The organism is Spirosoma humi (assembly GCF_054776575.1).
This window is the reverse complement of record NZ_BAAHBR010000015.1, coordinates 436825-463481: the sequence shown is the minus strand read 5'-3', so window position 1 is coordinate 463481 and position 26657 is coordinate 436825. Positions and strand designations below refer to the sequence as shown.

At 52.7% G+C, this 26657-nt stretch carries 21 protein-coding genes; 18 read left to right on the top strand and 3 right to left on the bottom strand.

Going from position 1 to position 26657, the window contains the following annotated elements; translation table 11 throughout:
* Nucleotides 1–118: 118 nt before the first annotated feature.
* From ACYU8Y_RS18245 to ACYU8Y_RS18210, 8 genes are all read left to right on the top strand, one after another.
* A complete protein-coding gene (locus tag ACYU8Y_RS18245; RefSeq protein WP_460939492.1) occupies nucleotides 119–1324 on the top strand; it encodes a DegT/DnrJ/EryC1/StrS family aminotransferase in 1206 nt (401 codons plus the stop codon).
* 21 nt (nucleotides 1325–1345) lie between these two features.
* Nucleotides 1346–1549, top strand: a complete 204-nt coding sequence (gene vapB / locus ACYU8Y_RS18240; RefSeq protein WP_460939491.1) for a type II toxin-antitoxin system VapB family antitoxin — start codon at nucleotides 1346–1348, stop codon at nucleotides 1547–1549.
* A gap of 100 nt (nucleotides 1550–1649) precedes the next feature.
* Complete coding sequence (locus tag ACYU8Y_RS18235) at nucleotides 1650–1772, top strand: PIN domain-containing protein (RefSeq protein WP_460939490.1); 123 nt, start codon at nucleotides 1650–1652, stop codon at nucleotides 1770–1772.
* Complete coding sequence (locus ACYU8Y_RS18230) at nucleotides 1766–2869, top strand: iron-containing alcohol dehydrogenase family protein (protein WP_460939488.1); 1104 nt, start codon at nucleotides 1766–1768, stop codon at nucleotides 2867–2869. The genes ACYU8Y_RS18235 and ACYU8Y_RS18230 overlap by 7 nt, the downstream gene beginning before the upstream one ends.
* A gap of 23 nt (nucleotides 2870–2892) precedes the next feature.
* On the top strand, nucleotides 2893–3744 hold the full coding sequence (gene kdsA, locus ACYU8Y_RS18225) for a 3-deoxy-8-phosphooctulonate synthase (RefSeq protein ID WP_460939487.1): 852 nt from the start codon (nucleotides 2893–2895) through the stop codon (nucleotides 3742–3744).
* Nucleotides 3745–3836: 92 nt separating this feature from the next.
* Complete coding sequence (locus ACYU8Y_RS18220; RefSeq protein WP_460939486.1) at nucleotides 3837–4544, top strand: phosphatase; 708 nt, start codon at nucleotides 3837–3839, stop codon at nucleotides 4542–4544.
* Nucleotides 4545–4561: 17 nt separating this feature from the next.
* Nucleotides 4562–5317: a 3-deoxy-manno-octulosonate cytidylyltransferase gene (gene kdsB, locus ACYU8Y_RS18215; RefSeq protein WP_460939485.1), complete on the top strand. Its 756-nt coding sequence runs from the start codon at nucleotides 4562–4564 to the stop codon at nucleotides 5315–5317.
* 8 nt (nucleotides 5318–5325) lie between these two features.
* Entirely contained in the window at nucleotides 5326–5988 is a 663-nt protein-coding gene (locus tag ACYU8Y_RS18210; RefSeq protein WP_460939484.1) for a thiamine diphosphokinase, read from the top strand.
* Nucleotides 5989–5999: 11 nt separating this feature from the next.
* Here the strand turns inward: ACYU8Y_RS18210 and ACYU8Y_RS18205 are convergent, their stop codons facing one another.
* The 3 genes from ACYU8Y_RS18205 to ACYU8Y_RS18195 form a co-directional block, all read right to left on the bottom strand.
* Nucleotides 6000–7100: an acyltransferase family protein gene (locus ACYU8Y_RS18205; RefSeq protein ID WP_460939483.1), complete on the bottom strand. Its 1101-nt coding sequence runs from the start codon at nucleotides 7098–7100 to the stop codon at nucleotides 6000–6002.
* Between the two features lie 8 nt (nucleotides 7101–7108).
* Nucleotides 7109–11128 carry a putative type IX secretion system sortase PorU2 gene (porU2, locus tag ACYU8Y_RS18200; RefSeq protein ID WP_460939481.1) on the bottom strand — a complete coding sequence of 1340 codons (4020 nt, stop codon included), beginning with the start codon at nucleotides 11126–11128 and terminating at the stop codon, nucleotides 7109–7111.
* Nucleotides 11129–11257: 129 nt separating this feature from the next.
* On the bottom strand, nucleotides 11258–12442 hold the full coding sequence (locus ACYU8Y_RS18195; protein ID WP_460939479.1) for a glycosyltransferase family 2 protein: 1185 nt from the start codon (nucleotides 12440–12442) through the stop codon (nucleotides 11258–11260).
* A gap of 154 nt (nucleotides 12443–12596) precedes the next feature.
* Here ACYU8Y_RS18195 and ACYU8Y_RS18190 point away from each other — a divergent pair, with 154 nt between their 5' ends.
* The 10 genes from ACYU8Y_RS18190 (at nucleotide 12597) to ACYU8Y_RS18145 (ending at nucleotide 26641) form a co-directional block, all read left to right on the top strand.
* Complete coding sequence (locus tag ACYU8Y_RS18190) at nucleotides 12597–16043, top strand: carbohydrate-binding protein (RefSeq protein WP_460939478.1); 3447 nt, start codon at nucleotides 12597–12599, stop codon at nucleotides 16041–16043.
* A gap of 20 nt (nucleotides 16044–16063) precedes the next feature.
* On the top strand, nucleotides 16064–16261 hold the full coding sequence (locus ACYU8Y_RS18185; protein WP_460939477.1) for a hypothetical protein: 198 nt from the start codon (nucleotides 16064–16066) through the stop codon (nucleotides 16259–16261).
* A gap of 158 nt (nucleotides 16262–16419) precedes the next feature.
* Complete coding sequence (locus tag ACYU8Y_RS18180) at nucleotides 16420–17394, top strand: glycosyltransferase family 2 protein (protein ID WP_460939476.1); 975 nt, start codon at nucleotides 16420–16422, stop codon at nucleotides 17392–17394.
* 119 nt (nucleotides 17395–17513) lie between these two features.
* Nucleotides 17514–18932 (top strand): O-antigen ligase family protein, encoded by a 1419-nt coding sequence (locus ACYU8Y_RS18175; protein ID WP_460939475.1) that lies wholly within the window; start codon nucleotides 17514–17516, stop codon nucleotides 18930–18932.
* Nucleotides 18919–20124, top strand: coding sequence for a glycosyltransferase (locus tag ACYU8Y_RS18170; RefSeq protein ID WP_460939474.1), 1206 nt, complete (start codon nucleotides 18919–18921; stop codon nucleotides 20122–20124). Before ACYU8Y_RS18175 ends, ACYU8Y_RS18170 begins: the two co-directional genes overlap by 14 nt.
* A 45-nt stretch (nucleotides 20125–20169) precedes the next feature.
* Entirely contained in the window at nucleotides 20170–20979 is an 810-nt protein-coding gene (locus ACYU8Y_RS18165; protein ID WP_460939472.1) for a TolC family protein, read from the top strand.
* A 4-nt stretch (nucleotides 20980–20983) separates the two neighbouring features.
* Nucleotides 20984–23218 carry a GumC family protein gene (locus ACYU8Y_RS18160; RefSeq protein ID WP_460939471.1) on the top strand — a complete coding sequence of 745 codons (2235 nt, stop codon included), beginning with the start codon at nucleotides 20984–20986 and terminating at the stop codon, nucleotides 23216–23218.
* Entirely contained in the window at nucleotides 23215–24651 is a 1437-nt protein-coding gene (locus ACYU8Y_RS18155) for an MOP flippase family protein (RefSeq protein ID WP_460939470.1), read from the top strand. The genes ACYU8Y_RS18160 and ACYU8Y_RS18155 overlap by 4 nt, the downstream gene beginning before the upstream one ends.
* Before the next feature lie 4 nt (nucleotides 24652–24655).
* Nucleotides 24656–25612: a hypothetical protein gene (locus ACYU8Y_RS18150; protein ID WP_460939469.1), complete on the top strand. Its 957-nt coding sequence runs from the start codon at nucleotides 24656–24658 to the stop codon at nucleotides 25610–25612.
* A gap of 156 nt (nucleotides 25613–25768) precedes the next feature.
* A complete protein-coding gene (locus tag ACYU8Y_RS18145; RefSeq protein WP_460939468.1) occupies nucleotides 25769–26641 on the top strand; it encodes an alpha-1,2-fucosyltransferase in 873 nt (290 codons plus the stop codon).
* The last annotated feature ends 16 nt before the right edge of the window (nucleotides 26642–26657 follow it).

The following is a 26657-nucleotide window of genomic DNA, read 5'->3' as shown; positions in this document are numbered from 1 at the left end:
CGAATAGGCGTTTCCCGAAAACCATGTATTCGTTCTCGGGCGAAAACCTGTACTTTTGCAGTTAACTGGTCGCCAGGTAAATCAACTTTCTGAAGCGGCCCTCTAAACGGATTACGTCATGCCAGGAATGGAATTTTTCGGAGCCGCTGAGCGCACAGAAATCAACGATGTGCTCGAAACCGGCATCCTGTTTCGGTATAATCACGAAGCACAACGCAATAATATTTACAAAGCCCGCGAGTTTGAGGCTGAGGTTGCCAAACTCGTTGGAGCCAAATACGCCCATGCCGTATCGAGCGGATCGACCGCCGTTTTGTGCGCCCTGGCTGCGGCTGGTATTGGTGCCGGCGACGAGGTTATCGTGCCGCCCTTCACCTATATCGCTACCGTCGAAGCCGTGCTCATGGTGGGGGCTCTCCCCGTTTTTGCCGACATCGACGAGACCATTTGCCTAAGTGCCGACGGCATTCGCAAAGCCTTAACGCCCAAGACAAAAGCCATTTGCCTGGTCCATATGTGCGGTCAAATGGCGGATATGGATGCCATCATGGACGTGGTGAAGGAACACAATCTGGTACTGGTCGAAGATGCCGGACAGGCAATGGGTGCCAGCTATAAAGGCGTTTCAACGGGTCTTTGGGGTAAAACCGGTGCGTATTCGTTCGACTTCTTCAAGATTGCAACGGCGGGTGAAGGCGGCATTATGGTTACCAACGATGAGACTGCCTATAAACATGCCGATTCCTACTCCGATCACGGCCATGACCACGTTGGGAGCAACCGCGGTATGGAGCAGCACCCGGTTCTTGGCTTCAACTACCGGATCAGCGAATTGCATGCGGCTGTAGGACTGGTTCAAACGCGCCGGGTACCCGAAATTATCAGGAACAACAACGCGCACAAAAGCCAGTTGATGGCCGCTTTAGGCCAGGTGCCGGGCGTATCGTTTGCCCGCATTCCCGACCCCAATGGAGATTCCGCAACCTTCCTGAATCTGCTGATGCCCGATACAGAGACGGCGCAACGGGTGGTTTCGGAAATGAATGCGGCTGGAATTGGCGGTTTCAACTATTGGTTCACGAACATGTACCACTTCATCAACCAGTGGGATCATATCAAACAGATGCGGACCGCAGCGGCTCTGCCGATTGAAAAATTTGGTGCACCGCAGGATTATAACAACCTCGATATTCCAAACGCGCAGACCACCATTGGTCGGCTGATTTCGTTTGGTATCCGGGCCACCTGGACATCGGACGAGGTCGCCACGCTGGCCACCACTATCGAAGCGGCCATTCGCAAAGCAACTCTGGTAGAAGCGTAAATTTTTCTTTGCTACAAACGGATGTCAACAACTGCCCTATTGACTGAGATAACAGCCCTTCCTCCTGCACTACGCCGGGAAGTTGAAGACTTCGATGCGTTTTTACGTACTAAAACGCATCGAGGGACAAGTCTTACGGAGCGGGAGTTTGGCTATGCCAAAGGGAAAGTTAAATTGTCGGACGATTTTGATGCTCCACTAGACGAATTTAATGTGTATACGTAATGCGGCTTTTACTTGATTCGCACACATTACTTTGGTTCTACGGAGGTGATGAAGCCTTGCCGACTAGTCTTAAAGACTTGATCAGAAACCCGGCAAACAATTGCCCTATCACCATAGGGACCCATTTGATCGGTTGATTATCGCGCAGGCAAAAGCGGAAAATTTACCGATTGCTACAAAAGATCAATTTTTCAGCCATTATGGCTTGACGATACTATGGTAGTTACACCAACACAAACCACGCATAAGAATTTTAAGGGCGTCGAGAAAACGGTTTTCGGACGGGGAAGCTTCTCGCAACTCGACGAGATTCTGGCTCCGCACCGGGTCGAGAACGAAGGCTACTTCGTTTTTCTGGTCGACAATTATTTCAAAGGCAAACCCCTGGAAGGGCAGGTTCCGGCCCATACTGTGGACTTGACCTATTACATCAGTGTGGAAGAGCACGAACCCACGACGGATCAGATTGACCAGCTACGCGATGAAATTCTCGCCAAGAAAGGTCTTCCATCGGGCGTAGTCGGCATCGGGGGCGGCAGCATCATGGACATTGCTAAAGCGCTGTCGCTGATGCTTACCAACGAAGGGTCTTCGACGCTTTATCAGGGTCTTAACCTGATCAAAAAGCCGGGCGTTTACCACGTTGGCGTACCGACCATTTCGGGTACCGGTGCCGAAGTGTCCATGACGGCCGTTTTGACCGGTCCGGTGAAAAAGCTGGGCCTCAAGTGCGAATGGACGGTTTTTAATCAGATCGTGCTCGATCCTGAACTGATTGCCAGCGTGCCGCGCAACTGGTGGTTCTACACGGGTATGGACACCTACATCCACTGCGTCGAATCGGAGAATGGCCGCCTGAACAACGCGTATTCGCACGCTTACGCCGAGCAGTCGATGAAGCTTTGCCGGGAGGTGTATTTAGGCCCTGACTCAGGCCAGACGCCCGAAAATGATGACAAGCTCATGGTGGCGTCAATGATGGGTGGATTAAGCCTGACCTACTCCGAAGTAGGCGTCTGCCATGCGCTCAGTTATGGGTTGTCCAAGATCCTGGGAACTCGTCATTGTTATGCCAACTGTCTGATCATGAATCACCTCGCCGACTATTACCCCGAAGGCGTGGCTGAGTTCAAGGAGATGGTGGCGTATCACCAGATCGATTTGCCGCAGGGCTTGTCCAACGACTGGAGCGACGACACCATTACCCAAATGGCACATGTCTCTTATAACCTGCCCCATATGTGGCTGCACGCCATCGGCGATAACTGGCAGGAGGTGATCACCATCGAGGTGCTGAAGGATTTGTTCCGACGGCTGTAAATTACTATCAACTACCGACTATTATGTCTCAGAAAATTGTTCGCGTTGGCGACATCGAATGTGGGTCCGATGAGTTATTCCTCATCTCGGGACCGTGTGTTATTGAAGACGAAAAAATTATGATGAATGTGGCTGAGCAACTCCGTGAAATTCAGGAGCGGCTCGGTATCAAAATCATCTATAAATCATCCTTCCAGAAAGACAACCGTTCCAGCCTGAACTATTACAACGGGCCGGGCCTCGACAAAGGCATTAAAATTCTGGCAAAGGTGAAAGAGCAGTTCGGCTTCCCACTCCTCACCGATGTGCATTACCCCGACCAGTGTGCACCGGCGGCCGAAGTGGTCGATGTGCTGCAGATTCCGGCCTACCTCTGCATGCAAACCATGCTGGTGGTGGCGGCCGCCCAAACGGGTAAAGTCGTCAATGTGAAACACGGCCAGTTTCTGGCACCGGAGAACATGAAACACCCCGTCAAGAAAATTGAAGATTCGGGCAATGATCAGATCATCCTGACCGAGCGGGGTTACACCTTCGGCTATAATGACCTGGTGGTCGATCCGCGTAGTTTCTACCACATGGCCCGCACCAATTACCCGGTCGTGTTCGACGTGACCCATGCCATTCGGAAGTACGGTATCCCATCGGCCGATGCCAAAGGGGGCGCTCGCGAGTACCTGCCCGTACTGGCCCGTGCCGGTGTGGCCTCGGGTGTGGATGGCTTATTTATCGAAGCGCATACCTGCCCTTCAGAAGCGCTCTGCGATGCGGCCAGCCAACTCGACATTCGCTACCTGGAAGAGTTTATGAAACCCCTTATCGAGCTCCACGCGGTAGAAGTAAAGTACCGCAATACACTGCCCGAACTAGCGTAAATGAAGGAAGAAGGATGAGTGAATGGTGGAAACAAGGGGAGTGCCCGAATCGTATTCTTCACCATTCACTTATCCTTTTTCACTCCCTCTAAATGGTTGACATCGAACAAAATTTCACCGCGCTTGGTGGCCAATTTGTAAGCCCTGCTAGTGTCCTGATCGAGAAGCTAAAAGCCATACGGGCTGTTGTGTTCGACTGGGATGGCGTGTTCAACGACGGTATCAAAACGGAAGCGGGTAGCAGCTCCTTCAGTGAGGTCGATTCGATGGGTACCAATCTGCTGCGGTTTGGTTTCTGGCTGCATCACGGTGGACAACTACCAGCCGCTGCCGTTATAACCGGCGTAACGAATGGGCTGGCCGATGCGCTCGTGCGTCGGGAGCACTTTCATGCCTGTTACTCGCAGGCTAAGCACAAGATCGATGTGCTGAGCCATTTTCTGGCAGAGCACAACCTGCAACCCCACGAAGTCGCCTTTTTCTTCGATGACGCCCTCGATTTGTCCGTTGCCGAAGTGGCCGGAGTCCGGATTATGGTTCGTCGAAATGCCAATCCACTCTTCACGAATTACGTCGTTCAGAACGGCCTCGCCGATTACGTAACGGGTAGCCAAAGCGGCCAGTTTGCCGTGCGGGAAGGCTGTGAACTAATGCTGGGCTTACTAGGCCAGTTCGACACGGTGATGAATGAGCGACTGCGGTATAAACCGGTTTACGATCAATATTACCAGCAACGGCAGGCGGTTGAGCCCAGTTACTGGACCGTGGGGATAAATGGCCCTGAACCTAAAATTAGTTAAGCCGAAACAGTACTAACATGATCATCGGAATAATACCCGCTCGTTACGGCTCGTCCCGTTTTCCTGGTAAACCTCTGGCCGATATTGGCGGGAAAAGTATGATTCAGCGGGTGCTGGAACAGGCCAGCCAGGCAACATCCTTATCGAAGGTGGTTGTGGCCACAGATGATGAACGCATTGCCGATGCCGTGCGCCGGATTGGTTTCGAAGCCATTATGACCCGCACCGATCATCCCAGTGGAACCGACCGGTGTTGGGAAGCCTATGACCGGTTAAAAGCGGATGGCCTGATTACCGGAAATCCATCGGATTATATTCTCAACATTCAGGGGGATGAACCCTTTATCGACCCCAACCAGATTGACGAGTTAGCGTCTGTCCTGGATGGTACCATCGAACTGGCAACCCAGATGGCAACGGTCGATTCGGCTGCGATGCTGCACGACCCAAAGGAAGCTAAGATCGTCATTAATGAGCAAAACGAAGCGTTGTATTTCAGTCGGTCGGCGGTGCCGTATTTGTGGGGCGTAGAACCAGATCACTGGCACGAACAGTTTACCTATCACCGGCACGTCGGGCTGTACGCATACCGGGCGGATGTACTTGAAAAAATCACCCAGTTGCCACCGTCACCACTCGAACGGTTGGAGTCACTGGAGCAACTGCGCTGGCTGGAAGCAGGCTACCGGATCAAGCTTGTCTCGACAACCTATCAGACGCCAAGCGTGGATAGTCCGGGCGATATCGAGAAAATCCTCCAAAGCGGTCTGTAACTACGGGTATGTCGTCACACCACATCGTTCGGGAAAAACAGGAACCCGCTTTGCTGATTGCCAATGGGGAAGCCTGTTCGGCCGAACTGATGGGCCAGCTTTTGGAGTGGAGCCCAACTGTTGTGGTGCTTGATAGTGCCATCTGGCGGGTGTTTGACCTGGGAATCAAAGTCGATGTCCTGCTCGGCGACTTTGACCACGATCTTGACCTCGACAGCATTCGGGCGCAGCAGTACCCGCTCGCTATTGTGCACGCGCCCGATCAGAACAAAACCGATCTGGACAAGGGTATCGAATACCTGATCGAACAGGGTTATCCCGCTGTCAACATCATTTGGGCGACGGGCCGCCGGGCGGATCATACGCTGACGAACATGACCAACCTGGTTCGGTATAAAGACCAGATTCGGATTGTGATGATCGATGATCACTCCAAAATTTTTCCGTTGGTTGGGCGGTTTGAGAAGTGGTACGAAGCGGGAACGCCTATTTCCCTGATACCCGTTGGCACAGTGACGGGTTTTACCTCAGAAGGGCTAAAGTACAATCTTCAGGAGGCTACGTTGAAACTGGGTTATTTCACGAGTAGTAGCAATGAAGCTGCTGCAGATGGCTTTGTCCGTATCGAAGCAAAATCGGGGGATTTGCTGATTATGGAATGCTGGGATTAACGAACCGCTTGTTATTCTCGGGCTCGTAGCCATCGGTGCAGTGGCTTCTCAATAAAGATATAAAGTCCGTGAGCAATCAAGGCCAGCAGGCCGAATAACAGGCCGTAATTGGCAACACCTGCTCTTTGTAGTCCATGTGCCACCACACCAACATGAATCAGGTAGAAGGCGTAGGAACTGCGGCCTAATAACTGGACTATCGAATGAGAAAGTACCCGGCGAAGGCCAGAGTTCGACCCCAATAATCCCAGAAGAAACAGGCAGATGCCAACGGGCAGAACAAAATTGTAAGCCACTACTTCGCTACCGGCCAACAGCATTGGACGGGCTATTCGTTGAGATGCGCTGCTTTGCCAGAGAACGCAGCCGCTCATAAGCAATAGCCCCATTTTCGTGGTGTGTGGCACGGTAGGCAATTGGTTTTGGCGGTACTGGAGCGCCAGCCACATCCCGGCCACAAACTCAAACGAACGGCCGAAAAACGTATAAAAGAACAGGAAAGGCAACCACCTCGCTGCCCCTCTTCCAATGTCAGCATCGCCAAAAAACAGGTTGGTGGTCCAGATTAACAGACCGAAGCCGATAAGCAAAGCTGTCAGGGGCAAAGGGCCCCATCGGTTTAAACCCATGAAGAGAAAAGGAGCGGCCAGATAAAAGCATAATTCGACGGTTAAACTCCAGCTCTGGGCAATGCCACTGAACAGGTAAGTTTCCGAAAACCCTTTTAATAGCGTGAGGTTGAGCGCAAATTCGAATAAACGCATTGGGTGCCCCATCAACTCGTTGACACAGACCGTTATCAGCAGCAGCAGAACATAGAGCGGAAAAATCCGGGCAAAACGATTCTGCAGGTACCTTCGCCATGACCAGTTGACGCGGTCCAGATAATGATCGGCATACCGATGATGGATCAGAAAGCCACTCAGTATAAAAAACACCGACACGCCTATATATCCCTGCTGGAAAAGTCGGTTCGCGAATGTACCGACCGGGGCGGGATTATAATGGTGCAGGAAAACCAGGTAAGCCGCCAGGGCCCGTAGCCCGGTTAGAACCGGTATATAGGGCGTAGATTGCCCGCTTTGTTTTAGGGCCGCAGTCGGTGTAGGCATCGTCGGTATCAGCGATTCAGAATAAGCCGACCGGTTAGCCTTCCCGACACAGGATCGGCCACTGGCCAGTCAACTCCATCAGTAGTAATGGTCAGCCTGTAGAGATAGACCCCGGCTGGTAGCCGCCTGCCCAGGTCATCCCGACCGTCCCAGACCCACTCGTTCAGACCCATGCGGGCCGACCGGACGACTTGCCGAACCGGGTGCCCGGAAAGGTTAGTGATGGTGAGTGCTGCGTTTGCCGGAGACTGATCACCCGTTAGCTGAAAGCTGAAAAGAACCTGATCGTGGAACGGGTTCGGGTAGATGGCGAATTGAGTAAGTTTTCGGTCATTCACTACCTGAAAGCTTACCTGATAGGGCACGGCCTTATTCCCGAGACGGTCGCTGGCTGTCACGAGAAGATGGTAAATGCCTTCGCTCAAGGTGGGCGATGGGTAACGCAAGCGGAATATATTGTCGGGAGCTGTGGGCTGGCTGTTGGAATTACGCCAGCTTAGCCGTTCAAAGGGCGTGTTCGTTCCGGGCCGTTGCAGGTATAAATCCAGCCCTGCTGTATCCCGACGGATCAGGGCGCGGTTGTCGTCGGCCACGAGAATGTCGATCAGGGGCCGGGCTGATACAAGGGCACCGTCGGTGATACGGACTCCATCCATGGCCACTTCAAGGACTGGCCCTAGCCGGTCGGGTTGAACGGGAAGGGAAAGATCGAGGGTATTGTTCAGAAACGAATATTCGGGCTGAAGGCGTGGGTTAACCGTCAGGGAAATCCGATTGATGCCGGGTAGTTTCTCCGTATCGATGGACGTGATCAGTTGGAGCGTATCGCCGGTTCTTGGACTTTTCACTGTCCACATTTTGGCTTGTGCCGTCGGTAGGCCAGCCGCGTAAATCACCTGCCTGACCACCAGCGAATCGGCAAACGGGACTGGGCTCAGGTTGATGAACCGGGCCAGGATTGGAATCGTATCACCTTGCCGGACATCGACCGGTAGGGGAGTCTCCAGCCAAAGCTGGCCTTCCGGTAAGCCGGTGGCCGGGTTGGCGGGATCATACACAAAAGAGCCGGTTACCCAGGCGTTTGAGCTATCGGCCTCGTCGGCTAATCGAACGCGCCAGTAATACGTCGTATTGGGTCGGGTGGGTAAAACGGTCGGATAGCTGATGAAGCGGGTGGCCGTTATCCGTTGTCGACGCGTAAACGAACTAGTGAAGTGTTCCGTGCTATCGAGTTCAATGTCGAACACGTGCGGACCTTCGGCCAGGTACTGGGCGGTCAACCGGATGGCCGTTTGCCTGACCCGGCCAGTTGGTGCGGGATAAATCAGAACTGGTTTCTGGCTGGAAATCGTTAGTTCGGTAGTGGCCTGATTGTTGGCATGAACCGCTTCATTTTGGGCAATGGGTGAATCCACCGGATTGATCGTTACCTCAAACTGGTTCTGGCCTTGGGCATCGCGCTCGTTTGGGAACGATAGACTGAGTGTGTCCCGATAGGCAACCGGCGATACCCGCATCGTGAATACACCCGATTCCCGTCCATTAACGAACCGACGCACCCGCACCGGGATCACCCCACGCCAATATTGTCCGTTGTTCTGAACGATGGCTCTGATCTGTACCGAATCGCTCAGGCTCGTTAGTGGTTTCTGATCGGCATCAGTAACGGTCAAGCCACTGGTTGTCAATACATAATCGGGTGTGCGAAATGGGAACAGGCGAATGGCCGGGTCGCCTTGCAAAACCATTTGCTGACAATTCGCCACCGCTCGTCCATCGGCCGACTGAGCCAGAACACGCCGGATGGTTTCCTGCTGAAGTTGGCCAATGGACTTGTCAAGCTGTACGCTGTCGGCCAATAAAGAGTAGAACGTGGCGCTGTAAGTGTGCATCACATCCAAATAGCCAAGGTGACTGTGGGCAATGGCCGCAATAGCGCCCCGGTCGGGTGCCAGCACCCAGTCGGTAGCCAGCGTTGGCCGACCGTAAAAGAAATTGCCAATCGCGCAGCCATTGACGAGTAATAGGGGATACCGGCCCTTGTTGCGATAGCCGAGAACATCATTGGAGCAGAAACCAATGTCCAGGTCGGTGATGTCCAGGCCCGAGTGACCAAAAAAAGTAATAAGCCCTACGCCCTCATTAACGGGCGTTACGACCTGAACCGGCTCAACCGGTCTGTTCGTTTCTTTTGATAGAATGGTTACCTGTGCGCCCAGCGATTGCGCACTGACCTGGGATCGGTACCCCTCGATCAGCCGACGAAATAAGTCCTGTTCGCCCGCTGTCTGACCACCACTCAGATGAAGTAGTTTCTTTCGCCAGCTTTTGTCCGCGTCCGGATGCTCATACGCTTTAACTTTAGCCAGATAATGAAGAACGTCCTGGGGCGTCCCGGCATTGATGCGCCCCGTTGGAATGGCTGGAACGTGTTCAGGCTGGCCATCCAGACCAGCCGAAAACAACAGGTCGGAGCCGGGAAAACCGGCCGTCATGACCATGTCCAGACTGGCCTGATCTGGATTTCGCCGGATGCCGGGCGTGCTGCGCGACTGCCCAATAAGCAGCAAATAGGCGAGTGACCCTTTGCTTTGGCGAGAAAGCTGCGTCAAAAATCGGCGGACGGCAAGCGGGTGGCGTTCGCCGTAGCTGTACTGATCGAACAGTTGCTGCATCGTTACCGTCAGCGTATCGTAGCCACCACCCGTTGCCGAGGCCCGGTACGCAGCATACTCCCGAACAGCATTGGCCGACGTTGCTACGGGTCTGAAAAGCGATTCATGGCTGACGATCAGATAAGTGGGCTTTCGGTTATTCCAGTTCGTGAAAGTGACCGGACGAATGGCCGATATCGATAGGGGCTGACGGCTGCAGAAAATTGTCTTCGCTACCGAGGTGCCCTGAACAAGCAACTGCATCGACCCGCTGGCGGAGCTTACTGGCTTAAGTTGACCAGGGGCGTTTGGGTCGGTGATATCCCAGAAACGAGTGTCGGCTGCGGCATCCGGAATTAGTAATAATGACTGATTTTCAAGGGTATTTGGCTCAAGCTGGAAGCGATGAAGGTCCTTCCCATTAACCGTAAAGGCCTGCGGATAGCGGAGCCGGATATAGGAAACCGAATACTTGTCGACAGGACTATTCTCACCCCGCGAAACCGTTGAAACAAACAGGGTACCATCAGGCCCAACATCCGACCAGTTGATGGGCTGCTGAATGCGGGCATTGTCGTAGGTCGAAAAGCGAACGGAGTCGAGCAGGCGCATCTGATCGGGCCGTGGACCAATAAAACAGTCGACCTGATGGTTAGTATAATCGCGGCCCGTGAGTAGGATATCGATCTGTGGCGACGGCCCGGATCTAACGACATTCGTCAGTGAAAATGGAAGGGTATAGGGCTTTCCCTTCTGTTGAACGACACCCGTGTATCCTTCGCCGGCTTCGTAAAAACTGTACTCGATTTTAGGCGCAAGACCAGCCGCCCAGCCGGGGTAATTCTCCGTGAATAGCCGTAGATCTTCGGCCCAGTGATACGGGTCGGGGATTCGATTATGCCGGATTGTATCCGCGTAGACGGTCATTCGCCTGCCGGGCTTTCCGTTCGTCTGCCAGGTCAGGAAATAGGCGGTTGTATCGTTGAAAAGACTGTACATACGGTGAGGCTGAGCGCCTGCCGGATGGTAGAGCAGCGAATCCGGCGCGCCATCGTTACCATGTCCGTAGAATTCCAGATAATCATCCGTATCAACCTTTCGGTCGGCTTCACCGGCCAGAAAAATGGCCTGCTCAACTCCCCGGTGGAAAAGTTGTATGGTTGTTGGGTCAATCTCCCGAACCGGAACCCCCGCCTGTTGCAGGTCACGGGCCGTAATTCGGTAGATACCGGCTTGGGCAATCGGAATTTTGTAGTAAGATTGCGAATAGGTCAACCACCGGGTCGGGTCAGGATCCGACGTTGCCTGTCCTGCAGAAATGAGTGGAATGAACGCGAACAGGAAAAGGAACAGGGAGGTAACTGGTTGCGCCATAGGGGTATACTATTTCCCTTAGACGTAGCGTACCCACAAGAAGTATCAGGCTTTTGGCTGTATTGGGTTAATTGATTTGACGTAATTAACCGCCAGATCGAACCAATTAATCCAGCGTAGCAGGTCGCGCTATTCGGTCGTTTCGGCGTGTGGCGTGTGTAGAAATACTTTACTGGCCTGTTTGAAGTTGAGCAAAGCCCGGAACATACCAAAAATCAACGACGGAAGAACGACGAAGTCCTGAATCGATATTTTTTTCCACAGAGCGGTTGGAATAGACACCACCAGACAAAAAATCATGAGGCCAAAAAGCCCCACCGCGAACAACTGAAAGGCCAGGCTGCCAGTAAATAAACTCACAAACGCCATCAGGAAAAGGGCCGTCAATAAAATGGTCCGTGGCAGCAGCAGCGACCTGAAGAAAGCGTTGAAGGCCTGCCAGTTACCTTTTTTAAGTTGCTGGAAGCCAACCTTATAATAGGCCTTGATGAAATACAATTGTGCGGCTATCCAGCGCGTACGCTGTTTGTTGAACACGGCCACATTTTGGACTTTTTCGTCGTAGATAACCGCATCCTGTAAATACCCGACCCGGACATGGTTGATTGTCAGGAGCATTTCGAGTTCTTTGTCATAGCCGCCCACGGTCTGTATCTGGTTCATAACCCGCTTCATCATCTTCGTCTCAAAAGCCATGCCGGAGCCAATACACATAGCCGAAAGGCCCAGCGCCCGTTGTCCCGCCCGGAAGAGATTGTTATTCACTTCTTCGTTCATGGCGTCAAAAATTGCCACGCTCTTATTCGTATTTTTAGCTTTACGGTGCCCCTGAACGGCTAGCCAGCCTTGCCCAAAAGCATAGTTGATCCGTTCCAGAAAGTCGGTAGCCATGTGGTTATCGGCGTCCGAAATCACGACCAGATCGTATGTATTCTCGGGAAGTGCATTCAGGGCATAAGTAATGGATTTTTGCACCGTCGATTGCTCGAACTGAACCGGTAGTACTTTAATGGGATAATGCGAAAGTTTTTCCAGCGTTTCGGGAAGAAATGAATCGGCAATGACAATTAGGTCGTATAATGCTGGAGGATAGCTCTGTTTTAAATTGGCAACGACTGAGCCCAGAATGACGGCGTCTTCTTTGTAGGCCGGAATCAGAACCGCAATGCGCCGTTGGACATCCGTAGCCTTAGGCGAATAGCTGTCACGTTTGCAACCCAGACGGCCCGCTATGGCTGAAACTGACAAGTAGACAACGTTAAGTAACAGGAAGCCAGCAATCAGGAACCCGATAAAATAAAGTAACAGAGCCATTGCGCGTGATGAATAAATAGGATCTAAGCTTTGGTACTACAAAGAAGCGAATAAAATTAATGAGTTATGGTATTTGTAAACAATAAGTATATGAAAAATTGTTTGTATGAATTAAAAGTATAAATTTTGTAATGCAGTACAAATGAACTCTTACATGGAAAAAAGTTTACTTTCAATCTTTACATGTGTTACTATAGCCCTGACGGCCAGCCTGCATACGGATCGTAGGCAAACCGTTGGGCCGGAAGTGACGAGTCTATCCATTACCCCTGCCATCAATCCGGTAAGCATCAATGTGCCCGGCCGGATCGAGGCAGAAAATTTCGTCTCCATGCAGGGCATCGGTCTGGAAACCACGGACGATCAGGGGGGGGGACAGAACATCAACAGCATCGATACGGGCGACTGGCTCACGTACAGCATCAATGTCCCGCAGACCGGAGTATACTCATTTCGCTTCCGGGTCGCCAATGGCTACGGTGATGGCTCGAAATTCCAGATCCGACTGGCGGATGGTACCGCGCTGAGCACCGTCGACGTGCCCCGGACGGGCGGTATCCAGAACTGGCAAACGACAGGGGCTACCGCTCACCTGAATGCCGGTAGCCAGACCATTCAGATTTACGTTTTGAAAGGCGACTGGAATCTGAACTGGTTCGATATTACAACCGGCCAGTCGCTTCCGGGAAAAGTGGAAGCGGAAAGCTTCGATGTCGCCACCGATGTCCGGCCTGAGCCGGTAACGGATACCGATGGGGGGGCGGACCTGAATTACATCGACGACGGTGACTGGATGGATTACAATGTCACGGCCCCCTCGGCCGGCATTTATACGTTCCAGTTTCGGGTCGCCAATAGCTGGGGAAATGGACGCATCGACATCCGGACGGAGTCGGGAACGGTGTTGGGCAGTATTGATGTCCCGCGAACGGGCGGCTGGCAGAACTGGACCACCATCAGCACCACGGCCACGCTACAGGCGGGAAGCCAGGTGCTGCGCATCTTCTCCGTTCGCGGAGCCTGGAGTTTCAACTGGGTCAACATTACGCCGGGAGGAACGGCCCTTGCGCCGTCGGTAATCAGTTTTGGTGCACTGCCCGACAAGACGACCGACGATGGCGATTTTGCGCTGGTCGCCACGAGTACCAACAACCAAACGCCCATTACGTTTTCGTCATCTAACCCATCCGTCTTGTCCGTGTCGAACGCTACCGGTTCGTGGAAGGCTACTGTCGTTGCTGCCGGAACCGCCATCCTGACGGCGTCGCAAGCTGCTTCCTCGTCGTTCCTTGCCGCCAACGACGTTACCCAAACGCAGGTTGTCCGGGCGTCATCCATCATCGCGGCCAATAAGAAAATCCCAATTGATCCGAAACGCTGGTATCAGCTGACAAACGTTAGTAATGGGCTACAGGGCCTGTTCGATGGCGTCACCGATACCAACGTTGAAACGGGCTGGGGAAAAGTGTTACCGCAGTACGATGCCTATTACCCGCTGCTGCCTGGGGAGTCGATGACGCTGGAAAGTTTACGGTTTTACGATTTTGTCGGCTCGTGTCAGGATACACCCATGACGCTGGCGATCATCACGGATCAGTGGCAGCGCATTCCCATTGCCACCTTCACGGGTAGCGACTATGCCGCCTGGGTTGGTCCGTACCCCGACCGCTCTACGACCGGTAATGTCAAGTTCAAGCTGGATCAGCCCATTGCCAATGCCCGGTATCTGGTTATCAATACCTACGGTTCTTTCCCGACGGAGATAGAACTGTATGGGTCCTATACCCCACCCAGCCAGCAGCCGACACCGACGCCGGCAAAGTCCGTCAAACTGGGCGATATGCTGGGCGTGAACGCCTACGAGTGGAATTTCGAAGATGGTAATTCGCCCTGGATGATCAATGAGGCCAAGATGAACATCGTGAAAAGCTTCTCTGGTATTCGGCATTACATGGACTGGAACAAACTTGAATCGACCGAGGGAAGCTACTCCTACAACCCAACGATGAGCGGAGGCTGGAACTTCGACGCGATCTATGAACGCTGCAAAGCCGAAGGTATCGACGTGCTGGCCTGCGTGAAAACGATTCCGGACTGGATGGTCAATACCTATCCGCAGGATCAGCGGGATGCGGAAAACACACCCCTGCGCTACGGAAAAGACTTCGCCGACCCGAACTCGTATCTGGAACAGGCAAAAATGGGTTTCCAGTACATGGCGCGCTATGGCTACAACCCAAACGTGAACCCGGCCTTACTGAGCGTTAATTCAACTCCGCGCTGGACGGGCGATACGCCGAATTCGGTTAAAATCGGCCTGGGGCTGATCAAATACATCGAATGCGAGAATGAGCGTGACAAATGGTGGAAGGGCCGAAAAGCCTACCAGACGGCCCGCGAATATGCGGCCAACCTATCGGCCTTCTACGACGGTCATAAAAATACGATGGGCGCAGGCGTCGGGGTTAAAAACGCCGATCCTTCCGTGAAAGTAGTGATTGGGGGGCTGGCGTCGGCATCGAGCGGGTCCGATTATGTAAAAGGGATGATCGATTGGTGCAAGCAGTACCGCGGTTACAAACCCGACGGCTCGGTCAATCTGTGCTGGGACATTATCAACTACCACATGTATTCCGATAATACGTCGTCGTCGCAGAGTGGTAACTCCACGCGGGGTGCGGCTCCGGAAGTAACGCCGATCAACAAAATTGCCGAGGATTTCCGGCAAACGGCCCACCGGCAATCCTACGATATGCCGGTCTGGATTACGGAGGCTGGCTATGATGTCAACCAGGGAAGTCCGCTGCGGGCCGTACCCATCGGAAACAAATCGGCTCTGGAAACGCAGGGCGACTGGATCCTGAGAACGGCGTTGTTTTATGCCCGGATGGGAATCGAAAAGGTGTTTTTCTATCAACTGTACGACGACAATTCGGGCGGGGGAATGTTTGGAACATCGGGGCTGGCCAATGGGGATAACATGACCCGGCGCCCGGCGGCTGATTATCTTTTCCAGACGAAAAAGCTTTTCGGGAATTACGTGTATAAAGAAACGCTTGCCCGGGATCCATTCGTGGATCGGTATGAGCGAAGCGGCAATTCCATGTACATGCTGGTAGTTCCGGATGAAGTGGGCCGTACGGCATCCTACACGCTGGATTTGGGTAATGTGACACAGGCCCGGATTTACCGCCCCAAGGCTGGGAGTAATGACATGGACATGGAAGTGGTCACGACCAATCTGGGTAAAGTGCCGTTGACGGTAACCGAAACGCCCCTGTTTGTGGTGCCCGGTAATGTAGCGCCCAGTGCACGAACGGCCGCGGTAACAGACGTGAAAAGTCTTGAGGAGTCGGTGCAGGTATACCCTAATCCAACGGTCGATTTCGTGTCGATTCAGGCGGAGCGGGCCGCTACGGCCCCGATTCGCGTACGTCTTTTCAATGCCGGGACCGGGCAGATGCACCAGCGGCTCGTTATCGCTAATACGGGTACCCATTTTTCGGGCAAGATTGATCTGTCTCAACTGCCTGCCGGAAACTACCTGCTGGAAATAAAGCAGGGCGACGAACGGGTCATGCGCAAAGTGCTTAAAAACTAACCTAGTGATTCTGCCTCACGATGGCAGCAAGTACAGGTTATAGCGACGCCTGGTTTCGGTGCACCGAAACCAGGCGTCGCTGCATAAAACGCATCGGCCCAGCCCGATCGGATAAAGTGCCTGACTATGAAAGGGATGGATTGCCTGACTTAGATCTTCCGGCAACGATTCAGGTGAAGCGCACATTTTTAGGTATTATTAAATGGGGTAAATTATAAATAATAGATTCTCTTAATGAAGATATTAGAATATATTTTATTTATTTTATTTAGAAAAAGTAAATATTGGATTTATCTTTATGGGTGCATTGATATATATGATAGCGATGGCAAAACCTAGGGTAATGGTCTACCCAGGATGGTAGCCTGTAGAACGTATGGCAGACGTAAAACGGATAAATACAACACCACTCATATCCCTCATTACGATCAACTATAACCAGGCGGTGGTAACGTGTGACCTGCTGGAGTCAACCCGGCAGCTTACCTATCCCAATTATGAGATTATCGTTGTCGATAATGGATCGGCAGAAGACCCGACCGAGCGAATACGGCAGGGTAACTATCCTAATGTGCGCGTGATCGTTAGTGCCGAGAATCTTGGGTTTTCCGGCGGAAATAACCTGGGAATTCAGCAGGCGAAGGGTGACTATTATTTTTTGCTGAACAACGATACGATTGTTACCCCTGATCTTCTGGATCAGTTGATCAAGCCCTTCTTTCAGGATTCAACGATTGGTGTTTGTTGCCCTAAAATTCGGTACTACGACCAGCCAACCATTATTCAGTATGCCGGGTACCATCCGCTCAACAAATACACGGGTCGGACATGGGCCATTGGGCTGATGGAGCCCGATCAGGGACAGCATGACCAGGCTAAAGCCACTCATTTTGCGCACGGGGCTGCCATGTTGGTTAGCCGGGAGGTGCTGGATCGGGTGGGTAGCCTGGACGACAGTTTTTTCCTCTATTACGAAGAACTGGACTGGTCGATGCGGATACGCAAAGCAGGCTTTCAAATTTATTACCAGCCCCAGGCCCTGATCTATCACCGCGAATCGATGAGCGTGGGCAAGCAAAACCCCATGAAGGTGTATTACCACACGCGTAACCGGCTGTGGTTCATGCGCCGAAATGTGGGAAAACTGCCGCTATTGGTTTTCTGCACCTACTATTTGGGACTGGCTCTGCCCAAAGCACTCCTTCAGTATATGCTTCGCTGGCAACCCGATTATCTGAAAGCCGTGCGCGATGCGGTTGTCTGGAATCTGAAGCATACGGTAAACAAAATCCATCCCGAAGGAAAATCGTCGCCCGTAGCCAAGCCGTTTGATGCGGTGGTAACGAATTAGGGACACTACGCGACAAACTACTACTCGGAATCAGCATGCCCCTATCTGCCTTTTCTATTTCTAGCAATCTCAGGTCAAATCAGTTCTGGCTGTTTACGCTCTTCGGAGGTATCTACACCATGGCTGTAGGCTATTTTGTTAGTCAGCTGGGTGTACCGGGGGCCGTACTGGCTATTGTGGCCCCAATCGCCATCGGACTGGTCATGCTGGTGTTTATGCAACCGCGCTGGGGCTTGTTTCTGTATGTGCAGTTGAGTTATGTCATCGGGTTCACCCGCTTTTTGCTGGTTCAACTGCCCGTGGGCCTGCTCATTGATGGCTTGTTGTTTCTGACGCTGTTTAGCCTGTTTCTGAACGGCCAGCGGATGGAGTGGAACCGGTTGCGCACCGGGGCATTTGCCCTGATTGCCATCTGGTTTCTATACACCGTTATTGAACTGATCAACCCGGAGGCACCGTATCGCCCGGCCTGGTTTTTTCACGTGCGCCCCTTTTCGCTGCACTGGATCATTGTTGCCTGCGCTGTGCTGGTTATACCCCTTACACGCCGGGATGTCCGGATTTTCGTCAACACCTGGTTGATCTGGTCGTTTCTGGCGGCCTTATGGGGATTCAAACAGCAGTATCTGGGTCTGTCGTCCGCCGAGGTCGTCTGGCTGAACAGCGGATTCAATGCCCGGACGCACATGCTCTTTGGCCAACTCCGCTGCTTCTCGTTCTATTCGGATGCGGCTCAGTTCGGGGGTGAAATGGCCGGGGTGACGCTGGTGGCGCTCATTCGGGTTTTCGAAGAGAAAACACTCCAGAAAAAGATAGCTTATACAGCCCTTACCCTGGTTTATTTCTGGGGATATGCCATCTCAGGAACGCGCAGTGCCCTGTTTGTGATGGTGGGTGGCTTTGCCTTTTACCTGCTCCTCAAGCGCGATTTTCCGAAGCTGATGATCGGTATGATTTTATCGGTTCCCTTGTTTTTGCTGTTGATGTTTACCAGCGTGGGGAGCTCAAATTACCAGGTGCAGCGCATGCGCTCGGCGCTGACGCCCATGAATGATCCCTCGTTTATTCTTCGTCTCCAGAACCAGGCAAAGCTCAAGGCGTACCTGGCCGATCTTCCTTTTGGGGCAGGCATCGGCACATCGACCGATATGGGCGCGCGGTTTTCCCCCTGGCACTGGGCCGCCCAAATTCCGCCCGATAGCTGGTATGTTGAGCTTTGGATCGAAACCGGCCGGGTAGGGGTCGCGCTATACATCGCGATGCTGATCGGGATTACCGGAATAGGCGTATACCGGGTCTGGCAACTGAAAGACCCGTGGATGATCAAGGTCATGTATGCGTTTCTGGCCGAGTTTGTCGGCATGGCCATTATGGGCTATTCCAACCCCGTACTGGGGCAGTTTCCGACCAGCAGTATCGTGTTTATCAGTACCATGCTGGTCGTTTCCTGCAATCGATGGGATAGCCAGCCGACCCTTTCCGGTTCCGTTCATGGCGAACGCAGCCTTATAACGCCCGAACCTTATGCCGCAATTTGACAGTATCATCTGCCTGACCCAAACACCCTGGGCGGGCGATTTTCAGAAGGCCGTGGTGCAGTTGATGACCGAGTTATCGGCTCGTCATCGGGTGCTGTTTGTCGATTACATGTATACCGTCAAAGACCTGGCGGTTGGTCGGAAGGAGATGCCGGTTCGGGAAACCCTGCGTCTACGCAGCCCATTAACCAAAATGTCGACAAAACACGGCGGAGAACTTTACGTCTGGCACCCGCCCCTGATGCTGCCCATCAACTGGTTGCCACCTACGGCGCATGATCGTTTACTCCACTGGAATACGAACCGGCTGGCTGGTGGCCTGCGGGCTATCATGCGCCAACTGGGCATGCGTAAGCCGTTGATCATCAATGCCTATAATCCGGTGATTGGTTTGCCTTTGCTGGGTAAGCTGAATGAATGCGCTACGATCTATTACTGTTTCGACGAGATCACCGCAGCCGGCGACTGGATGAGCCGGCATGGCGATCGCTTCGAAGACGAATTTATCCGGCGTGTCGATGCCGTCGTGACAACCTCTGAAACCCTGCGGCAGGATAAGGCCCGGCTGCAACCCAGGACGTTTTGCGTCAAGAACGGCGCCAATTTCGAGCTGTTCAATCGCACGCGGCAGCTGGCGCAGCAGGAGCCGCCTACCAGGCCGGTCGTTGGTTATCTGGGCTCGGCCGACAACCGGATTGACGGGGAGCTGATGGCCTATTGCGCGGAGAACATGCCGGATGTTGAGTTTCAGTTCATTGGTGAGGTTCATGACCCTACGTTACCGGCGCGGCTAGCTACTTTCCCGAATGTGCGGTTCATTCCGCCCCGTCAGCCTGCCGAGTTACCGCCACTGCTGGCAAAGTTCAGTGTCGGGATCATCCCGTTTGTGTGTAACAAGCACACCTACACCATTTACCCGCTCAAGATCAATGAATACCTGGCGGCTGGCTTGCCGGTTGTGTCCACGCCTTTCTCGATACTGGATGAATTTGCCGGAATCATTGAGCTGGCCGACCGTCCGGATCGCTTTGTCGATGCGCTTCGGCGGGCACTGGCTGATACCGATGAGGAACGCATCCGGCAACGGGTCGAGATGGCGCAGGCGAACTCCTGGGAGCAGCGGGCCAGGGAGTTTGATGTGGTGATTCAACGCTTGCCCACGGCCTTGAAACAGGAACACGTAGTTCAATAATAAACTAACAAATACGCTATAACGCACGACTTTACCACATTATTAATGAATCGTTTTCATCACTTTACGCGTCGATGGTTGCTGAGTCTGGTACTATGGGCTACGGTAGCAACTGTCAGTTACGGGCAGGTTGCCAGCCCCGCACCCGTATCGGTCAAACCAGCCATTACGGCGGCCGATGGTTTGCCCATTGATAGCATTGGGTTCGACTTTGACAAGGATATTGCCATTCAGCTTGTGCCGTTCGATGAGATCTTCAAACTGGCACTGGCCTATGCCCCATCCGTAAAATTTGAGGGAGCGGTGGCCACCTCACAGGCCGCGGCCTACCGGTTAGCCAAACTGCAGGTGCTGCAAAACTTTACGGGCTACGCCAACTACTCGACGGGTAACCAGGCTATCCTGTCTACCGGCACCAACGTTACGGATCAGCTGGGGCAAATCTCCAATGGCTACCGGGCCGGGGTCAACGTAGCCATCAGCATCCATGATCTGTTTGGCCGGCCGCACCAGATCCGCTTAGCCCAGGCCAACTACGAAGCCACGCTGGAACGTCGTAGAACGGCCGAGATTCTGCTGAAACGGGACGTATTCAACTTATACCAGGATATTATTCTGGCCCAGCGCATTTTGCAGATCCGCCTGCGCGACGATCAGGCATCGCTGGCCGCTTACCGGATTGGGGAAGTCGAGCTGCAAAAGGGGAAAATCACTCCCGAAACCCACGCCTTCAACAGTAACCGCTATGCCGAAACCCGATCGACCGTGGAGCAGGCCAAGACCCAGTTCATCAAAAGCATATACGCACTGGAATTATCCGTTGGGGTACCTATTCATCAACTGAAACGCAATTAACCACATGACTATTCAAGGACTTACCCGGCTCCTGAAACAGCATCTTATCTGGTTTATTCTGTTCCCTTGCCTGGCTGGTGGAACGGTGTATTATTTGATGCGCCATGAGACGAAGGTGTACAAAACCAAGGCAACCCTGTATACCGGCTTAACGTCGGGCTATACCCTGCGGTCGGCGCAGGAGGGCTTTCAGACGGATTACTCGGCGGTCAGCAACGCCTTTGACAATATCCTGACAACGCTGACCTCCAACCAGACGCTCTATTACGTTGGCCTGAACCTGCTGGCCGAGCACCTGCAACTCACCAAGCCATCCGAACGACAACTTTCGGCGGCTAATTTTCAGGCACTGCAAACGGCCATTCCGGCCAGCTTCCGGCAGTCGCTGCTCCGGTCTGGCGACCTGGCCTATACCCGCGTGCGGCTCGACAGCCTGGCGAAAAGCTCGACGGATAACCCCGTCCGGCAGCTATTGATCGGGTCCGACTCCTATTACACCGCCGACTACATTGGTAAAAAGCTGAAAGCAACCCGGAGGAGCGGCAGTGATATGCTGGACCTGGAGTATGAAGGGGATGACCCCGCTGTGGTTCAGCAGACGCTGAAACTGGCCATTACGGAACTCAACGAGCGGTACACTGCCCTGAAGCGGGGGGAAACCAATCCCGTGGTTGGCTACTACGAAAACAAAGCGAAAGAGGCCAAGCGCCAACTGGATAATGCGGAGGCTAAGCTCAAGGCATTCAATGTGCAGCACAACGTACTCAACTTCGAGGAAGAACTGAAAACGCGCTCCATTACCCGCGAGGCTCTGGTTGCCGAGTACAATCAGGAAGTCATGCGGAACCAGGCGGCCAAAGCGGCCATGAACGCCCTGAATCAGCGGATGACCCAGGGGGGGAGTTTGCTCAAGATCAACACGGCGCTGACCGATAAACAAGCCGAACTGACCGCGGCTGAATCCCGGCTGATTACCGCCCGGACGAATGGTCAGCCGCAGGCAGTTCTGGATAAATACCAGGCTAAAATCAACCAGGCCTCGGATGAACTGAAGCAGATCGCCCAGACTTATTTTGCGGCCGATAATGGGTCGGAGTCGGTTCCAAAGATGAAACTGGTGAACGAGTGGCTGACGAAAGTACTGGAATATGAAGAGTCGGGAGCCCGGATGGGCGTCGTCAAAAAACGGCTGGACGACTATCAGGCTGAATCCACGACGTTTACCCCGCTGGAATCGGAACAGCGTCAGTTGACCCGCGACATGGATATCGCCGAGAAAGAATACCTGGGTCTGGTACAGTCGCTGAATCAGGCTACCACGCATCGGCAGGATATTAGCATCGACGGGTCGTTATCGGTACTGGACCCGCCCGCCTTTCCGCTGTCGGCACAAGCCCTCAAGCGCTGGCTGTTCACGGCCATTGCGGCTGGTGTGGGCCTTGTTGTTGCCTTGGTGCTGGCAGCCATCCGTTTCTGGGTCGATAAGCGGATAAACTCCCTGGAGCAGGCCGAACAAGTACTGGGTAAATCCATGACGGCCGTATTTCCGCTGGTTAAAAAGTTTGAGGCTAAATCAAAGGCTGGCCGGGCGGCTGTTGGTATGTTCGAGCAACTGGGCAATGCCATCAACATCGAAATCGAGCACCGGCGACCGGCGGACCAAACGCCCCTCATCACTCTATTCAGTATGCGGTCGAAGCAGGGGAAAACCTGGTGTGCGCACGGGTTGGCCCGGATGTATGCCGAATCGGGCGAGAAGGTGGCTTATTTTTACCCCCGGCTGTCCGATGCGGATAAGTCGTTTGAACAGGAAAATATCATTTTTCTACCCTACGAACTACATCCCAATTTTATGAATGTGCGGGAGCCGGAGCAGCTAACGGTCAATGGCGATATGCCGCTGATGAGCACGGTGAACAAAATTATTTTTGAGTTGCCCGCACTCGTGGGTAGCCCGATACCGCTGCATCTGGTCAACCAGAGTGCCGTGTCGCTCATGGTGCTTACGGTACACACGCTCTGGGGGCGTCGGGATAGAGAACTGTTCGGGCTCTACGCCAAAGCAGTTAGACATCCGATGCTGATTGCGCTCAATAAAGTGGAGGGCAGCGATAACGATGCGCCAACCCTGGAAGATATCGAACAGGGACTGGTGCGTACCAAACGCTATACAGAACCTAACCTGGTGGTGCCCGGTGCCTCGCCAACCGAAAAAGTACTTGACCCGCAACCCAAATGAGTCAGAAACAACAGGCGCTTAGCGGGGGCAAATGGATGACGATGTCCACGGCTATTTCCACCATCTTTCAGTTTGGCCAGGTTGCCATTCTGGCCCGGTTGCTGGAGCCGTCGGTGTTCGGGATCATCAGCGTGAGTACGCTGATGATTGCCTTCTTCAGCATTTTCGCCAACCTGGGATTTTCCAATTCCATCATTTACAAGCAGGAGGAGGACCGGCGCGTTTTGTCGACGATCTATCTGCTTAATCTGATCCTGGGGCTGCTGATCGGTGTTGTCGTTTTCTTTAGCTGGCCGCTGGTGGTGGCTTATTACAAAGAACCCCGGCTGGAGCAGGTCATCAAATTGTCGTCCTTGTATTTTAGTATTGTTTACGTTGGGCAGATCTACCTGTTTCTGCTTCAGAAAGAACTTCAGTTCAAGGCCGTTGCCTGCATCGATATTGCCGGAACCGTTATCGGAAGCAGCGTAACCATTCTGCTGGCCTACAATGGGTATGCTGAATTATCGCTGATGTATGGGCAACTGGCGCAGCAGGGCATTAAATCGGTTCTTCAACTGCTGTACGGGCGAAAGCTGTTCAAACCCGTGCCTACGTTCGATCTGAGTCTGATCAAGGATCACCTCCGGTTTGGGTTGTATAACGTTGGCGACGGCATTGTTGGGTTTATTCAGGCCAACTCCGACAATATTCTGGTTGGGGGTATGCTTGGGGTGAAGCAACTAGGCTATTATACCCTGGCCTCGCAACTGGCTGTGTTTCCCATTCAACGGCTCAACCCGATTGTTCTTCAGGTTGCTTACCCGATTCTGGCCCGGCTGAAAGGCGACACCAACGAACTGAAAAAGTCGTATCTGACCATTCTCGACCTGCTCAGTTACGTGAATTTGCCGCTGCTGGCGGGTCTGTTTATCATGGCCGATAGCGTGGTGTTCCTGTTCTACGGACCCGGCTGGGAGCCAACGGTGCTGTTGATCCGAATTTTTGTTTTCGTCAGCATATTCACGTTTCTCAGTAATCCGTTGTTTACGCTGGCCTTTTCGAAAGGGAAGCCGAAGCTGCTCTTTTTTCTCAACATCATTACGCTCGTCATTAAGATTCCGCTGGTTTTTTTATTCGCTCAGTACTGGGGCGTCGTCGGTATAGCGTCGGCTTTTCTGGTGGCAACGCTCGTAAACCTGCTGTTTAACTTTGGCATTGTTCAGTCGCTGATAGGCTCGTTCCTGGGCGAGTTTGCCCAGAATATCAGCAAGCCGATCCTGTTCTGCCTGCTGATGGCGGCTGCCATTCTGCTGTATAAATCGTATGACGATACAATCAATACGGTCAATACACTAGTGGAAATTCTGCTGGGGGGACTGATTTATATTGGCCTGACGATTCGCTACAAATACCCGATCAACGACCTGAAAACGTTTGGCAAAGCTGCCTGATTCTATGCAAAAATTGCTGTTGAAATCCCTGTATGTCGTCGCCCGGCTTTCCTACCCGAAGCTGCCCCACGATCTATGGTATTTTGTGCGGGATAACTACTACTGCAAGCTGGTTCAGGGGCGTTATGTGGTGCGCGATTATGTCCTGAAGAAAAAGTATAAAGTGATCAGTTATCATGGCGAGTTCGATCAGGAATTACGCTATGTATTGCCCTTCGCCTACTGGCATCACCTGAATGGTACGCTTCGTAAAACGATTTCGACCCGGCATACGAAGGAGTTTTATTTCTTCAGCGAAGACCATGAGGAGCGGTTCGAGAAACGGGTCTGGACGGAATCCTACGCGCACTACGACGTGCCTAACATGACGCACAGCAATTCCTACAGCTTCCGCAAGTGGGTGCCGGTGCCGTATAAAACGCATTTCAAAAATGATGTTTTCGTTTTCGACAAACCTATTCTGGTCATTGCCAACAAGTACAACATCGAATGGGACCAGCCGCCCATCAACTTTCTGGACATTCCGACCCTCGATCGAATTATCAGGCGGGTTGGGTCTACCTATCAGATCATTTACAATCGGCCCTTACCCACGCACATCGTGCAGGATAACAGCGAAACGATGGTCCTGAACGAGCACGCGTGGCTGCGGGAAAACCATCCGGATGTTGTGCTGATGGATGATCTGTTTGCGCAGTATCATCCGGCGACGGTTGCCAATTATAATCACCTGCAATTGATGGTTTACGCCAACTGCAGCCATTTTATTTCAATGCACGGGGGAACAGCCGCCCTGGCAAGCTGTTTCGGGGGCACCAATATTATCCTGTCTAACCCGGATTGGGGAAAAGAGCACCCCTTTAACGAATACGAAAACCTGTTTCCCCGGTTATCCGGGGCCACTATCCTGCACGCCAAAGACCGGGAGGGCGTGTTGGCGCATTTATTCGCCAACTACTAAAGTTTGCCAATTTTCTGGTCTATTTATTTGACATAAATTGCATAAACGTTAACTTTAGATTTACAAATAATAAATATATAAAACTTATTTAATTTAGTCTTCCATCCGCAAGGACACGTATTGAAGATTAAAAATCTGCCCGGAGCCGGACCTACTATGATTATTAGCAGAATTACCAGTGGCTTAGGAAATCAGCTTTTTCAGTATGCGACGGGTCGGCATCTTGCCCTGAAAAATAAAGCCGCTTTGTACCTGGACTTAAGCTATTACCTCTATGAGTATGCCGACGATACGGTGCGGCCGTTTAAGCTGGATCACTTCAAGGTACCTTATCGGCTCCTCCAGAAATCGCCAATGGAATACGTGTCCAAAGCCACCAAACTGTTGCCTAACCGGAGTTTGCCGCCCGTCGTTCGGTTTTTGAAGGAAAAGCATTTTCACTTCGATCAGAGTATACTCGATGCCCGCGCTGGCTGTATCATTCTGGAAGGTTTCTGGCAGTCGGAAGCGTATTTTCGAGAGAATGCCCAGACAATCCGGCAGGAGTTAACCCTGGCGGACGTACCCAGTCCGGAGTTTTCGCATTACCGGCAGCAGATCGGCAATACGCCGACACCCGTTTCGATCCACATTCGGCGGGGCGATTACGTGAACCACCCGGAGTTCAGCAAGACCTTCGGCTTCGTGGGATTGGACTATTACAAACAGGCGCTTCAGCAACTGAACGACCATTATGAAAACACGCAGTTGTATGTCTTCAGCGATGATCACGCGTGGGTACATGAGAACCTGCCGCTTCCGGACAATACAGTTTTTGTTCAGAATAGCGGGCCCAACGGCGACGTAGCCGATCTGGTGCTGATGAGTCATTGCCGTCACCATATTATTGCCAACAGTTCCTTTAGCTGGTGGGGTGCCTGGCTCAACCCGCACGCGGATAAACTGGTCATCACGCCCCGGAAGTGGTATAAACAACAGCCTACCTGGAATACCAAAGACCTGTTGCCATCGACCTGGATGGCCCTATAATTCTCCGAAAATGAAA